14 protein-coding genes are annotated in these 15060 nt (G+C 38.3%); 7 read left to right on the plus strand and 7 right to left on the minus strand.

The features are described 5' to 3' along the window. Positions 1-220 precede the first annotated feature (220 nt). Together mepS and PSF09_RS18470 are read right to left on the minus strand one after the other, a co-directional pair. Positions 221-805: a bifunctional murein DD-endopeptidase/murein LD-carboxypeptidase gene (gene mepS / locus PSF09_RS18465; RefSeq protein ID WP_210840432.1), complete on the minus strand. Its 585-nt coding sequence runs from the start codon at positions 803-805 to the stop codon at positions 221-223. Positions 806-1557: 752 nt separating this feature from the next. After that, a complete protein-coding gene (locus tag PSF09_RS18470) occupies positions 1558-2157 on the minus strand; it encodes a YrbL family protein (RefSeq protein ID WP_210840433.1) in 600 nt (199 codons plus the stop codon). Between the two features lie 337 nt (positions 2158-2494). Here PSF09_RS18470 and PSF09_RS18475 point away from each other — a divergent pair, with 337 nt between their 5' ends. Further along, positions 2495-2839 carry a hypothetical protein gene (locus tag PSF09_RS18475; protein WP_272664668.1) on the plus strand — a complete coding sequence of 115 codons (345 nt, stop codon included), beginning with the start codon at positions 2495-2497 and terminating at the stop codon, positions 2837-2839. 137 nt (positions 2840-2976) lie between these two features. Here the strand turns inward: PSF09_RS18475 and yeiP are convergent, their stop codons facing one another. From yeiP to PSF09_RS18490, 3 genes are all read right to left on the minus strand, one after another. Beyond that, positions 2977-3549: an elongation factor P-like protein YeiP gene (gene yeiP / locus PSF09_RS18480; protein ID WP_210836285.1), complete on the minus strand. Its 573-nt coding sequence runs from the start codon at positions 3547-3549 to the stop codon at positions 2977-2979. 152 nt (positions 3550-3701) lie between these two features. After that, on the minus strand, positions 3702-4946 hold the full coding sequence (gene mtr / locus PSF09_RS18485) for a tryptophan permease (protein ID WP_004911904.1): 1245 nt from the start codon (positions 4944-4946) through the stop codon (positions 3702-3704). Between the two features lie 161 nt (positions 4947-5107). Beyond that, entirely contained in the window at positions 5108-5545 is a 438-nt protein-coding gene (locus tag PSF09_RS18490; protein ID WP_272664669.1) for a nucleotide triphosphate diphosphatase NUDT15, read from the minus strand. A 164-nt stretch (positions 5546-5709) separates the two neighbouring features. Here PSF09_RS18490 and fruK point away from each other — a divergent pair, with 164 nt between their 5' ends. Then, on the plus strand, positions 5710-6645 hold the full coding sequence (fruK, locus tag PSF09_RS18495) for a 1-phosphofructokinase (protein WP_004253135.1): 936 nt from the start codon (positions 5710-5712) through the stop codon (positions 6643-6645). Positions 6646-6716: 71 nt separating this feature from the next. On the opposite strand, the gene nfo is transcribed toward fruK, so the two are convergent. Next, positions 6717-7562: a deoxyribonuclease IV gene (gene nfo, locus PSF09_RS18500; protein WP_196719444.1), complete on the minus strand. Its 846-nt coding sequence runs from the start codon at positions 7560-7562 to the stop codon at positions 6717-6719. Between the two features lie 100 nt (positions 7563-7662). Next, positions 7663-8742, minus strand: coding sequence for a YeiH family protein (locus tag PSF09_RS18505; protein WP_272684293.1), 1080 nt, complete (start codon positions 8740-8742; stop codon positions 7663-7665). Positions 8743-8935: 193 nt separating this feature from the next. On the opposite strand from PSF09_RS18505, the gene yieE reads away from it, so the two are divergent. The 5 genes from yieE (at position 8936) to PSF09_RS18530 (ending at position 14859) form a co-directional block, all read left to right on the plus strand. Beyond that, complete coding sequence (yieE, locus tag PSF09_RS18510; RefSeq protein ID WP_004911888.1) at positions 8936-9799, plus strand: DNA-binding transcriptional regulator YeiE; 864 nt, start codon at positions 8936-8938, stop codon at positions 9797-9799. 291 nt (positions 9800-10090) lie between these two features. Next, positions 10091-11581 (plus strand): amino acid permease, encoded by a 1491-nt coding sequence (locus tag PSF09_RS18515; RefSeq protein ID WP_210836279.1) that lies wholly within the window; start codon positions 10091-10093, stop codon positions 11579-11581. Positions 11582-11826: 245 nt separating this feature from the next. Then, on the plus strand, positions 11827-12963 hold the full coding sequence (locus tag PSF09_RS18520) for an ABC transporter substrate-binding protein (protein WP_272684294.1): 1137 nt from the start codon (positions 11827-11829) through the stop codon (positions 12961-12963). Positions 12964-12982: 19 nt separating this feature from the next. Beyond that, positions 12983-14077 (plus strand): FecCD family ABC transporter permease, encoded by a 1095-nt coding sequence (locus PSF09_RS18525; RefSeq protein ID WP_210836275.1) that lies wholly within the window; start codon positions 12983-12985, stop codon positions 14075-14077. Further along, complete coding sequence (locus tag PSF09_RS18530) at positions 14071-14859, plus strand: ABC transporter ATP-binding protein (protein WP_272664797.1); 789 nt, start codon at positions 14071-14073, stop codon at positions 14857-14859. The genes PSF09_RS18525 and PSF09_RS18530 overlap by 7 nt, the downstream gene beginning before the upstream one ends. Positions 14860-15060 lie beyond the last annotated feature (201 nt).

Consider the following 15060-nt stretch of genomic DNA (forward strand, 5'->3'; position numbering starts at 1 on the left):
TTATTTTAGTTGCAAGTTTAGTTACAGGTTTAGTTCAGCTATGTATTTATAACTTGTTTTTGGATGAGCGTTATCGTGAGGTGGGTTTGGTATTTAAGCTATTTTTATCAAAAAGAATCAAATAGCTATACTAAATTTAGTTAATAAAAATTCCCAATAAAAAAGCTTCCATTGTATGGAAGCTTTTTTATTGGGAGGGGATATAGAATGTTAAAAAAACTTATGAGCCATTAATAATACGTCTACCGGCATAATATCTTTTGCTCCAGTACGAGTTAGTCATTTCAGAAACGATAACACCACTACTGGTTGATGCATGAACAAATTTTTGGTCGCCAATATAGATACCAACATGCTTCATAGTTCGGCCAGTTTTAAATAAAACAATATCACCGACTTTTAGGTTATTACGTTTTACGCTTTTGCCTGAGGATTCTTGTTCAGAAGTGGTGCGGGGGAGTTCAACACCAAATTGTTCAAAGAATGTGCGTTGTACGAAGCTTGAACAATCAACACCTTTCTTTGTTGTACCGCCAAGACGATAAGCCACGCCTTTCCAGCTTGCGTATTGATCCATTATTTTAGATTTAGTATCAACACTTTGTACTAATTCTTCGAATTCATCTTGAGATGCCATCGTCAAGGAGTCGCCAGCAGAACCATTTAGCATACGTGCATCTGATTTGGCAGTATATTGCGTATTTTTAGCTGACTTTGGGTTGGTACATGCTGTGAGCGTTACGGCGATTGCAATTGCCGGAACAATGCGCCAAGCATAGCGCTTAAGTTTTTCAGAAGTTAGCATTCTTATATATATCCCTTACCATTTTTCTAGTACTTTATTGTGTAAAAAGACACAAAAAAACTAAACTTATCCCTGTGAAAAACGCATTATAGATGCCAAAACTGTGTTTTTCGCAGAAAGTGTTTATCGCAGCACGACTAAAGTTCGAATGTGCTAGTCATATTTAATGACTTATTGAGTATAGGATATATATCAATATTTACTAAATTTACTAAAACATTCTTTACATTTTTTTAGTTAGAAGATTTGGTATCGCAATAGTCCCAAATCAAACCTTTAAGAGCATACATAAACAAAAGCAAAATGGCGAGTTAATAGAGGTGAAATTTACAAAACATTAGATAAAAGTGCCTATTTGCCATTGGTTTATGTGATAGTTGCCTAATATGAAGGATATTTACTTATAACACAGGTAATTACAGTCAATGAAATATGATCTAAGTCACATTTTATTGGTTATTATTTCAGTGTAATTACATAAATATGTGCTTTTTAAGTTTGAAATGTAAAGAAGTTTAAATTTATATTTAATGACGGTTTATTTGTGAGCAAAACGAATAGTTTAATAGACTTTAAAAAAGATGAGTAGAGTAAAAAACACACAGAGAATAATGAAGAAAGTAAATTCACTGTATGTTTATCAGGGTATTTTGTTGTTCGGGTTTTCTACATGAAATAGATACTGGCGAGTGTGTGGTAATTTATGTTGATCACCAAACGGTAATAATGCAAATGAACCACGAGTGTAAGTGCTATATCTTGATATTGTAGTCACGATAAAGCCGTTGCTCGAAATCGCTAAACCGGCGATTGAGGGTGGCACGAGCGATTCTAGCTGAAAAATAATCCATGGGAATGAAATTAGATGACCCAAGGTTATCAATAATCAGAAATTGGCCGTGAGGTTTATAACCTAATTGGTAAACAATGTTGTAAGTCTTAAGTGCCATCGTGGAGATAGCCTCTTTATAAATATTCTTTTTAAATTGCTCATAGGCAATTTTCATATTTTTTTTATGTTTTAAAAAAAATTGTTTGTTTTTTAGGTAATAATCTAAAGTATGTGAAACATTTCCAGTTTTATCTTTAATTAACTGGAACACATATCCTAATCCGCGATCAGTTTGCTGGAAACCATAGTAATGAGATATGGTTTTTGTGGTGAAATTTTTTTTGTATAAGCGCTTGTAATAACGAACCTCCCTTAATGTTTCTTTATCATCTCTTCCACTTAAATGAACTTTTACACATAGGTCATCATATTCAGGGTGCTGATAACAAGCACGCTGTCGGCCTGATGCGATCAAATTGGTAGAAGGTAATGAGATTTTTTTATTTAAATTCTTATGCATGATGATTAACACTATCTTTAACGATTTTAAAGTTTTTGATGTATAGGTGAGCTTTAAGTAGCATTGCGACGATTTTCATAAATTATAGGGCTAATGCTAATAGATATTATTTATAAAGTGTTGCATTTTGTGTGGTTAATTAAGTGTGATGTAAGTCCTTTATTTTGTTTTGATAAAAAATTAAATAAAAAATAAAAAACTACGACCATAAATGAAATTATTAATATCCCTTTGGAATTAGTATGTCGTTCTCAGGCAATTCAGCCAAATTAAATACTTTAACTGTAAATAAATTACAGAAAGTGACGATAACATAATTTTAAAAGGGGATTTCATTATGAATAGCTCAGTAAAAAAAATGGTAATGGCTTTTCTGGTAGTAACATCATTAAGCACAAGTTTTTCAATCGTTGCGTCAGAAAATAGTGAGACGAAACGCAGTAGTACAGGCGTTATCCGATTTACAGGTGCCATCGTTGCATCACCTTGTGTTGTCGAAGCGAATGCTAATAAAGTTGAAACTAAATGCTGGAATGATAATGGTAAATTAGAAACGGCATCTGCAGATATTCGTAAATTAAAAAATAAAGAAATGTTGCTTCCGAATCAAAAAGGTACTCAACAATTTAATTGGATTAATAAAGATAAAACCTTAGGTATTTATACAATAAAATACGATTAATCTTGAGTTGAATAAGAATTGAATGTAGCAAACTAATATGAGAAGGGTATGCAATGTTTAATTTCAATGACATATGCCTATGAAGTTATTGTTCATAGGCATATAAGAAATTGTTTCTATCAAATTAAAAACAAAAATTAGTCACAACGGCCCATATAACGACGCTCAGCGATATGAATACGAATTTTCTCTCCGCTGGTTAAATATTCAGGGACTTGGACTGTTAGCCCTGTAGCCATAGTTGCGGGTTTAGTCCGTGCGCTAGCTGATGCCCCTTTAATTGCAGGTGTTGTTTCAACAATCACCATATCAACCGTTTGTGGTAGCTCTAATGCAAGAACTTGCCCATCCATTGTTAATACTTGCATTCCTGGTAACCCTTCTTCAGGGATAAAAAGTAATTCTTCTTCAATATCTGCTTTTTTGAAAAGATAGGGTGTGTAATCTTCATTGTCCATGAAAACGTACTCATCACCATCAATATAAGAAAAACTCACTCCGCGACGTGTTAGCGAAATGGTTTCTAAAATATCATCGCCTTTGAAACGCTCTTCAACTTTCTGGCCAGTTTTGATATCAGTAAAGCGCATTTTATATAGCGTACTCGCACCACGAGCACTAGGTGCTTGAATATCAATGTCTTTTACAAGTAATAGTTTGCCATTGTAGTTAATTGCTAAACCACGTTTAATTTCGTTGGCCTTGGCCATAAATAACCTTCTTTGGGGTTGTCAAAAAGAGTGCGACAAAATTACTCGCAGATAAGGAATTAGGCAAGATGCTGAAGTCAATTTTCAGTGAAAAATTTTTAGATAAATATCAGTGTGAATATAACTCGTAGGCTATATTCACACTCGAATGGTTAATAGATAGGAAGTAAACCAGATAGTGATAATAAATGAGCAACCGCATTAATTAACCCAAAGAGGATCACGAAGCCAATGATAAAGGTCCCTCCTGGTGCTTTATAACTGTTGTTAGGGTAGCGTTTACGACTTGCTTTCGCCATCAGGGCAGGGACAATAACAGCCCAAATAGTCGCTGCTAACCCTGCAAAACCAATCGCATAAATAAACCCATTAGGAAAAATTAAAGCGAGTATTGTTGGTGGTAAAAAGGTGACTAATATGGATTTAAGGCGGCCAAATTTGTTATCTTCAAATTTGAAAAAATCAGCGATAAAATCAAATAGCCCTAAAGACACACCTAAGAAAGAACTCGCTAAAGCCATATAGGAGAACAGGTTTAAAAACTGAGAAATAAAACTGCTTTGAGTAGAAATATTCATTTGGGTCAGTAATGCATCAATATTATTGCCATTTTCTCTGATCTCAATAAATGACGTTCTTGGAATATTTCCTTGAATCGCATACTGCCACAAAATATAGATAACCACGGTAATGGTTGCGCCATAGACGAGGCTCTTAACAACACTGCGGCTATCTTTATTATAATATTTTACTAATCCCGGCACATTACCGTGATAACCAAATGAAGTTAATAAATAAGGTAATGCGGCTAAGGCATATGGAAGATATTGGCTTTCACCTTGCTCAGTTTGGTTAAATAAGATAGCTGGAGATGCAGTTGAAACCATTCCACCGATTGACATAATAAAGGTGATTACCATCCCACCAATTAAAATGGTACTTAACCTATCGACAGCACGCGTAGAAAGCCACACAAAAAAAGCCACTATGAAGGCAAAAATAAAGCCAGCACCTGCTTGTGGTATCTGTATTTTTTCTGACAAATTCGCTGCGATGATAGAGCTACCTGCAGAAATATAGGCATAAGTTAGTATGTAAAGCACAAAGGTGACGGATAAACTATTAATTGAATTCCATGTCGAACCCAATAAATCTTTAACCATCGTATGGAAACTGGCGCCTGCTGGGTAATTCATATTTGCTTCTAAAATCATTAACCCAGAAAGTAACATGCAAATAAAGGTATATATTAACAGTATGACGGAGCCTGTGAACCATACGCCAGAAGTCACCATAGGAATAGAAAACATACCAGCACCCACTGCGGTACCGGCAATGATCATAGCACCCCCTAATATAGAAGGATTTTTTTGTTGTGTTGTTCCATCAATAGCCATGGTGGCTCCTAAATATGTTGTTTCACTGTACTAGCTAAATGATACGGTAAGCATGAAGTATTGTAAATATAGTAAATAGAATAAAATAGGGAAAAATGAGTAATTAGAAGGAGATGAGTAATAAACGTACAACGCGAGGATGTTTGTACGCTTACGATTAATTAGGTGTTTTGGCGATAGAAGCGTTGTGTTAGCCAGAGGTCAACCGCGTTGCGACTAGCTTCAAAATGAGGTTCTGGAAGTTTGTCTGGTGAAACCCACATTAAGCTTTCACATTTATCTGCTTCCATAATTTGAGGTTCCACAACACCGTCATATTCAACATGCATGCAAACAGAAACGGTATGTTTACCTTCTTGTTGGTGAGTTTGTAAATTATTGCTGATACCAAACACTATGGGGGCTTGGATATCAATACCTATCTCTTCTTTTATTTCGCGAATTGCACAGGTTTCAAAAGATTCACCAGGGTCGACATGTCCGCCGAAAATGGACCAATAGGGCGCATGTTTACTGCTGCGTTTACCGACCAAAATTTGCCCATGCTTGTTAGTGATTAGCACACCGACACCAACGACGACGTAAGCAGGCTCAGACATATATTCTCCTTATTATTTTATATTTTAGCGTGCTGATCCTGACATGATCTTATAGAAAAACAAGCAGGAAAAAGTACAAATATCACTGAAAACAATATGCTTTAATGTTATAACTATACTTAAATTTAAAGACACGATAATCATGATAAGGGAGATTAGTGGTTATGACTCGCCGGGTTGCTACAATTACATTAAATCCTGCTTACGACCTTGTGGGCTTATGCTCTACAATCGAAGTTGGTGAAGTCAATTTAGTCAAAACCGCTAGCCTCAATGCGGGTGGTAAAGGGGTCAATGTCGCAAAAGTACTCCGTGACTTAGGTATTGATATCACTGTTAGTGGTTTTATGGGAAAGGATAACCAAGAAGAATTCCAACATTTTTTCAGTGAAAATGGCATGGCTAACCGCTTCAGTATGGTGCCAGGACGAACACGAATTAACGTAAAACTTACTGAAAACAATGGGGAATCGACGGATTTCAACTTTTCAGGTTTTGAGGTCAGCAAAGAAGATTGGAACCGTTTCTCGACTGAATCACTCAATTGGCTAGGCCATTTCGATATGGTTGTGGTCAGCGGAAGTTTGCCAAGTGGTATTGATCCAGAAGAATTTACTCGTTGGATGACTCGCCTTCGTCAATTATGCCCATGTATTATTTTTGATAGCAGCCGAGAAGCCTTAAAGGCAGGTTTAAAAGCCTCACCATGGCTAGTAAAACCTAATCGTCATGAGCTAGAAAGTTGGGTTGGTCGAAAACTGCCAGACTTACAAGATGTTGTAGCTGCTGCCCATGAATTAAGAGATAAAGGCATTTCCCATGTTGTTATATCGTTAGGGGAAGAAGGGGCGCTGTGGGTTAATGCGTCAGGTTCTTGGCTAGCTAAACCACCACATTGTGAAGTGATAAGCACGGTTGGAGCTGGTGACTCGATGGTTGCAGGGCTAGCTTATGGGTTACTCAATGGTGAGTCTAGTGAGCATACCTTACGTATGGCGACCGCAATTTCTGCACTCTCAGTTTCCCAGCCAGATGTTGGCTTAAAAAATAGAAATAAATTAGCGGATATGATGGCAAAAATTGAAATGAAATCGTTATAGTTCATTCAGTTCAAATAAAACCCTCACATGATAAATGTGGGGGTTTTATTATTAGAAAATAGTCTAAATCGCTAATTATTTTGCTGTGCTTTTAACCACGCAATTTCTTGTGGCCAAATATCAGGGTTTACGGTTTCTAAAATCAAAGGGATACCATCGAAGCGGCTATCTTGCATAATGTAAGTAAATGGTACAAAACCAATATTCCCTTCACCTAAACTATGGTGGCGGTCGACACGGCTGGCAAATTCACTTTTCGCATCATTAAGGTGCATTCCTTTTAGAAATTCAAACCCGACAATCTCTGCAAATTGGCCAAATGTTTTGTCACAATCTTCGGCAGTGCGTAGGTCATAACCTGCGGCAAAAGCATGACAAGTATCGATACACACACCTACACGGTTTTTATCTTTCACCCCATCAATAATTTTTGCGAGATGTGTAAAGTCAAAACCTAAGTTAGTACCTTGCCCAGCCGTATTTTCAATGACAGCAGTCACCCCCTCGGTTTCAGCAAGCGCGATATTAATAGATTCAGCAATCCGCGCTAAACAGTCGTCAATTTCAATTTTGTTTAAATGACTGCCCGGGTGGAAGTTAAGTAAATCAATACCTAATTGTTCACAGCGTTGCATTTCATCGATAAAAGCGACCCGAGATTTTTCTAGAGCTTCAAATTCAGGATGACCTAAATTGATCAAATAGCTGTCATGGGGCAGGATCTGGTGCTTACCGTATCCATATTTTTTGCAGTTATCTTTAAATTTTTTAATCACTTCTTCGCTCAGTGGTGCGGCTTTCCACTGGCGCTGATTTTTGGTGAACAATGCAAAAGCGGTTGCGTTGATTTCATGTGCGCGAATAACGGCTTGGTCAACGCCACCAGAGGCGCTGACATGTGCTCCAATATATTTCATTTTTGACTCCTTTTTATTGGAGTATGCCATTAATAAGCGAATAAATGAAATCAACAAAAAAGCCACCGGTTAAGGTGGCTAAAAACGAGGAGAATGTAGATTAAAAAATGTTTTGAATCAGTAAGTTAATTAATAGTCCGCCAACTATCAACCAAACAAACAGTATCAACGCCATTAGTAATGGTTTAATCCCCGCTTGGCGAATAGCGCTAACATGGGTAGTCAACCCTAAAGCAACCATTGCCATAGCAAGTAAAATGGTATCCAAAGCAATAACTTGCTGTACTAATGCCTGAGGCAGTAAATTGAGTGAGTTAAAACCTGCGACCACAATAAAAAATACAGCAAACCAAGGAATAGTAATTTTACTTTTTTGGGTCTTTGTTGTTTGGTTAGCGACCGTTTTACGGCTTAAAAACGCAGATAAAATAATTAAAAATGGCGCAAGCATCATGACACGGATCATTTTGGCAATGACAGAGGCATTTTCTGCGTCTGTACCAATCGTATGGCCTGCTGCAACAACCTGCGCAACTTCATGTACCGTTGAACCAATGTAAATCCCAAAGGTTTCTTCTGTTGCTGGAAACCAACCAAAGTGCGCGTTTAATTGGTAAATCCAAGGGTAAACAAAAATACAAATCGTACCAAAAATAACAACGGTTGAAACGGCAACAGCGACTTTACTCGCAGAAGCTTTAACGACAGGCTCAGTTGCCATGACCGCGGCTGCACCACAGATACTACTACCTGCGCCAATTAATAATGTTGTTTCTTCATCAAGACCGAACACTTTTTTACCTAGCCAATACGCTAATAAAAATGTCGATGTTAATGTTAAAGCATCAATAATTACACCAGTAGCGCCTACGTCAGTGATTTGTTGGAAAGTAAGGCGAAAGCCATACAAGATAATTCCAGCGCGTAAGAAATAGTGTTTGGCAAATTTAATGCCAGCATCACAAGATTGACTGGCTACGGGGTAAAAAGTATTCCCGACAATAATTCCTAACAATATTGCGAGGGTTAATGCACCTAAACCGATCTCCATAAACCAGGGTTGGTCACCGAGGTAAATTGCAATAGCAGTTAGAATACCCGCTAGAATAATACCTGGTATGAGTTTAAATATAGGGTTTAGGCTATTCTGCTCAAGGGTGTTGGTGTCACTTTTATTCATGATAATACTCTTTATTACCGCTTATAAGATTTAGTAATAAGGATATAACAAAAGTAATAATAATTTAAATTGATTATCTTTATATAATCTACCACCAAAATAGATTATAAGTTTCTTCTGGAATATTGCGAATAAATCGTTAATATTAACATTATTATTACAAATACTAAAAATCACGTTGGGGCTTACCTTTATGCGAATTACACTTAGGCAACTTGAGGTTTTTACGGAAGTATTAAAAAGTGGCTCCACGACGCAGGCATCTCAGTTATTAGCGCTTTCACAATCGGCTGTCAGCGCGTCGCTAACGGATTTAGAAGGTCAATTAGGCGTTCAATTATTTGACCGTGTGGGTAAACGACTTGTTACGAATGAGCACGGAAGGCTGCTATATCCCAAAGCTTTAGCTTTATTGGAGCAAGGGTTAGAAGTCGAGCAACTATTTAAAAAAGAGATGGGCGCCGTACGTCTTGCAGCAAGTACAACGATTGGTAATTATATTTTACCAGAAGTCTTAGCGGGTTACCGTCATGACCACCCGGATATTCCTTTAGAGCTTTTTATCAGTAACACAGAAGAAATTATTAAAGCAGTCATGGAGTTTAGAGCTGATGTTGGGTTAATCGAAGGTGTTTGTCATAGCCCTGAATTAATTTCTAAAGCATGGTTAAAAGATGAACTCGTTATTTTTGTTTCACCCCAAAATCCATTGGCGAATAAAAAAGTTTCTTTAAAAGATTTACGTGATGCACCTTGGATTTTGCGTGAAAGAGGTTCAGGTACGCGGGATGTGCTCGACCAATTATTATTTGCACATCTTCCTGGCTTTCATATTTTAATGGAGCTAGGAAATTCAGAAGCGATCAAACATGCAGTTCGTTATGGAATAGGCATAAGTTGTTTATCTCGTCGAGTGATCGAAGAACAATTAGAAAATGGCTCTCTAGTTGAACTAAAAATAGATGAACTTCATTTAGAAAGAACGCTATATTTGATTTATCACCGCCAAAAGCATCTTTCGAATGCGATTACTAACCTACTGTCATATTGTAACTAAAAACTCTCATTATCTTTTCGCCCGTCGCGTTGTTGGCTGCATTCGATTACACAAGTCACATATTAATCATTTGATGCCTCGCGACGGACTAAGTATTCAGAGGGATAAATACGCCAAGTTTTCCTTAGATGTTAAAGAAACAATATTCAACTTTTGGCAATAACGCATTTTACTTATAATTTTGTGTGAATTATGAAGGTATCTTATAACAGTGAAGAGTTGCTTAGTTCTCACAGTCTATTTTGCTAGAATCCCTGCGATATTAGCTGAATAATAAAATGCAGGGAACAAATGTCAGAACAACATACCAATACTATCTCGCAGGGCGGCCCACAAAGACTACGCCGTGAGTTAAAGGCACGCCATCTTGCGATGATTGCTATCGGTGGGTCCATCGGTACAGGTTTATTTGTTGCCTCTGGGGCAACGGTTGCACAAGCAGGCCCCGGTGGAGCACTCCTTTCTTATGCTATCATTGGTTTAATGGTCTATTTTTTGATGACCAGTTTAGGTGAGTTAGCCGCTTATATGCCTGTTTCAGGCTCATTTGCAACCTATGGTGCAAAATATGTCGATGAAGGCTTTGGCTTTGCACTTGGGTGGAACTATTGGTACAACTGGGCTGTGACTATTGCTGTTGACTTAGTTGCCGCTCAATTAGTGATGACTTACTGGTTCCCAGATACCCCGGGTTGGATTTGGAGCGCCATTTTCCTTGCCATTATTTTCTTACTGAATTTCATTTCGGTTAAAGGGTTTGGTGAGGCTGAATACTGGTTCTCATTAATAAAAGTCACTACAGTCGTCATTTTTATTGTTGTCGGCGTATTAATGATTTTTGGCATCATGAGCGGTGCGGAAAATGCCGGGTGGCATAATTGGGAAATTGGTGATGCGCCTTTTGCTGGTGGTTTTTCAGCCATGATTGGTGTAGCAATGATTGTTGGGTTCTCATTCCAAGGAACTGAATTAATCGGTATTGCTGCGGGTGAATCGAAAGACCCCGCTAAAAATATTCCAAAAGCAGTGCGCAAAGTATTTTGGCGTATCTTGTTATTCTATATCTTTGCAATCTTAATTATTAGTTTGATCATCCCTTATACTGATCCAAGCTTACTGCGTAATGATGTCAAAGATATTAGTGTAAGCCCATTCACTTTAGTATTTGAAAATGCAGGCTTATTATCTGCGGCTGCGGTAATGAATGCGGTTATTTTGACGGCGGTATTATCGGCAGGTAACTCCGGTATGTACGCATCAACGCGTATGTTGTATACCTTAGCCCGAGAAGGTAAGGCCCCGCGTATTTTCGCCCGTTTATCTAAAGGCGGCGTACCTCGTTATGCGCTGTTAGCAACGACGGTTGTTGCAGGGCTATGTTTCTTAAGTTCCATGTTTGGCAACCAAACGGTGTACTTGTGGTTATTAAATACATCGGGGATGACAGGGTTTATTGCTTGGTTAGGTATTGCTATTAGCCATTATCGTTTCCGTAGGGGCTATATTGCTCAAGGGAGAGATCTTAATGACTTACCTTATCGTTCAGGCTTTTTCCCAATCGGCCCTATTTTTGCCTTTATTTTGTGCTTAACAATCACGTTAGGCCAAAACTACCAAGCTTTTTTAGAAGATAAAATTGATTGGGTAGGGGTTACCGCAACTTATATTGGAATTCCGTTATTTTTAGCAATTTGGTTTGGTTATAAGATAGCGAAGAAAACGACGTTTATCCGTTATAAAGACATGAGCTTTCCAAGTTACCGCGAAAATTTAGATAAATAGTTTTTTAAAATATCTATCATCAATAACAGCACCCTTATTAGGGTGCTGTTTTTTATATATAGCGCAATAAACCTGCATTTAGGCGGTAAAATAGGCTAAATGTTTGGGTTTACGATGATGGTCACAGAATTCCATTGATGAAAGCCATGATTAAACTAATAATCGTATTGATAAGTATTCTTATTTGCTTTATTGTTACCGCATAAAAAAGTAAGTCAATGAGGTTAAGAGTGGAGCTCAATACTATGTCGTCGGTAGCCAAGAAGTCTGTAGCTAGGTCGGTAGTAAAAGGAATAAGTTTAGCGTTATTAGCAAGTGCCAGTATGAGCGCTTGGGCCGCAACGGTGACTGATATTGCAGGTCGTACTGTTGAGGTTCCTGATAATGTTAATCGCATTTTATTAGGCGAAGGGCGCCTATTTAGTGCAATAGCTCTGCTAGAAGGCGATAAACCCATTGAGCGTATTGTAGGGTGGCAAGGTGACCTTCGAAAACTAGACCCGCAAACCTATGCTGTTTATAAAGCTAAATTTCCTGAAATTGATAACATTCCATTAATTGGTAATACCAGTGCAGATAGTGTCAGTTCAGAAAAAGTATTAACCTTAAACCCAGATATTGCAATTTTTGGTTTGTCAGGCCATGGGCCGGGTAAAAATAGTGAACTAGTTAACCAGCTCGAAAAAGCTGGTGTACCTGTCGTATTTGTGGATTTCCGTGATAAACCACTGGAAAACACATTACCAAGTATGCGTTTACTTGGTAAAGCGTTGAACCGCGAACAGGCAGCAAATAAGTATGTCGATTTTTATGAAAGAAACCAAAAATTAGTCACTGATATTACCTCGAAAATACCAGAAGATAAAAAACCAAGTGTTTTTATTGAATTACGCGCTGGTGCTTTTGAAGATTGCTGTGGTACCGCTGGTGATGGAAATATGGGGAACTTTATTGATTTAGCTGGTGGTAAAAATATCGCTAAAGACGTTTTGCCGGGCGCGCTTGGTACGATGAACTTAGAGAAAATCATTGCTGCAGACCCAAATATTTACATTGCATCTGGTGCAAAAGCGCCAGGTAGTAAAGATGCAGGCGTTCAATTAGGCGCACAAAGCACATTAGCTGATGCACAAGAAAGCCTGAAAAAAATTACTGAACGTAAAGGGATTAGCTCGTTATCAGCCATAAAAGATAAACAAGATTATGCTATTTGGCACAATTACTATAACTCTCCATACAATGTGATTGCGACGCAAGTTTTCGCCAAATGGTTCTATCCAGAACAATTTGCCGATCTAGAACCGCAAAAAACACTAGAAGAATTACATAGAGAGTTTCTCGCCATTGAACCAACCGGTGTATATTGGGTCAGCGAAAAGTAATGAAAACGGGTAAGAATTGATGAGTATTACGAGCGAGCCAATGGTTACGGCTGAAAAATCTGCAATTCAGGCTGACGATAATGTAAAACAACATTATCAAAATATGTTACGCCGTCGATTGACATGGATAGCTGTTATCATCGCGGCAATTTTATTATCACTGGTTATAGATTTTACCTTGGGGCCATCAGGGTTATCTCTCGAGCGTTTATGGCAAACGTTGATGACTCCAGAGGCGGTTGATGCAGGAACACGTGTCATTGTTTGGGATATTCGTTTGCCTTACGCATTGATGGCAGTCGTGATTGGCATGTCATTAGGGCTTGCTGGCGCTGAAATGCAAACAATCCTCAATAACCCATTAGCGAGCCCATTTACGTTAGGGGTATCTAATGCCGCGGCATTCGGTGCCGCATTAGCGATTGTTTCTGGCATTGCAATTCCAGGTGTACCTGACCAATGGGTGATATCAGCCAATGCCTTTATTTTTGCCCTGTTAGCCGCGCTGATGTTAGATGCAGTAACTCGTTGGACGCGCGTAGCAACTTCAGGTGTCGTACTGTTTGGTATTGCGCTTGTGTTCACCTTTAATGCATTGGTTTCCATGATGCAATTCATCGCAACAGAAGATACCTTGCAAGGTTTAGTCTTTTGGACAATGGGCAGTTTATCAAAAGCGACTTGGGTGAAACTTGGGGTGATGGCATTAGTTTTCGCACTTATTTTCCCAATTGCCATGATGAGTTCATGGAAGCTAACGGCTTTAAGATTGGGTGAGGATAGGGCGATCAGTTTCGGTATTGATGTGCGACGTTTAAGGTTAACAACATTATTACGCATCAGTATTTTATCGGCGCTAGCAGTGGCATTTGTCGGCCCTATTGCCTTTATTGGTTTAGTTGCGCCACATATTGCAAGGTTGATTTTTGGTGAAGATCACCGTTTTTATCTGCCTGCAAGTGCATTAATTGGGGCGTTAATTTTATCCATGGCCTCAATAGCGTCGAAGAATATTATTCCGGGTGTGATTATCCCTGTTGGGATCGTAACCTCGTTGGTTGGTGTACCGTTCTTCCTAAGTATTATTTTACGTCATAGAGGGAACGTATCATGAGTGGCCTGATTATTAACCAATTTAATGCAGGTTACCCTAAACGCCTCGTAATTGAGAACCTATCGACGGATATCTTGCCTCGCGGCAAGATCACGGTATTACTTGGGCCAAATGGTAGTGGCAAATCCACATTGTTGCGTTCGTTGGCGGGGTTAAATAAGGCAACAGGGCAGTTGTTACTGGATGGTCAGGATTTAACCCAACAGAGTTTTGCCCAGCGAGCACAAAATGTGGTGTATTTACCGCAAACATTACCTGCTGGTGTGCACCTGTATGTTTTAGAGTCAGTGATTGTTGCTCAACGTGCTTCAGGCGGTTTGAGCAATGAGAATAGTAAAGACGAAGTAATGGGATTATTACGTCAATTGGGTATTGAACATTTGGCGTTAAGTTATTTAGACCAACTTTCAGGTGGTCAAAAACAATTAGTGGGTTTGGCACAATCTTTAATTCGTCAACCCAACTTATTGTTATTAGATGAACCGTTAAGTGCGCTGGATTTAAATTACCAATATCATGTGATGGATTTAGTTGCGAAAGAGACGAAACGTCGAAATATAATAACGGTTGTGGTGGTTCATGATATTAATATTGCGCTCAAACATGCGGAGCATGTATTAATGTTGAAGCAAGGCAATTTAATTGCTCAAGGCGAGCCCGCTGAGGTTATTACCCCTGAAAGCCTTGCTGAGGTTTATGGTGTGCGCGGTCGTATCGAACGTTGTTCGCAAGGTGTGCCACAAGTTTTAATTGATGGGCTGGTTGATAAATTAGCAAGTTAATATAGTAATAGAATAGTGTGCTTGCAGCACTTGGCAAGCACATTAAATAAAATATAGAGGGCGCAATATTAAAAAATTAAATATTAATTAATAGTAATTACCCACAGGAAATTTAATTGAATTATAAAATGGTTTTTTACCATGAATTTCCTATGGGTATTTAAATGCCTAAATAATAAAAATATTTTTTGATTCAATGAA

This window comes from Providencia sp. PROV141, from assembly GCF_028481645.1.
Taxonomy (GTDB): Bacteria; Pseudomonadota; Gammaproteobacteria; order Enterobacterales; family Enterobacteriaceae; genus Providencia; species Providencia rettgeri.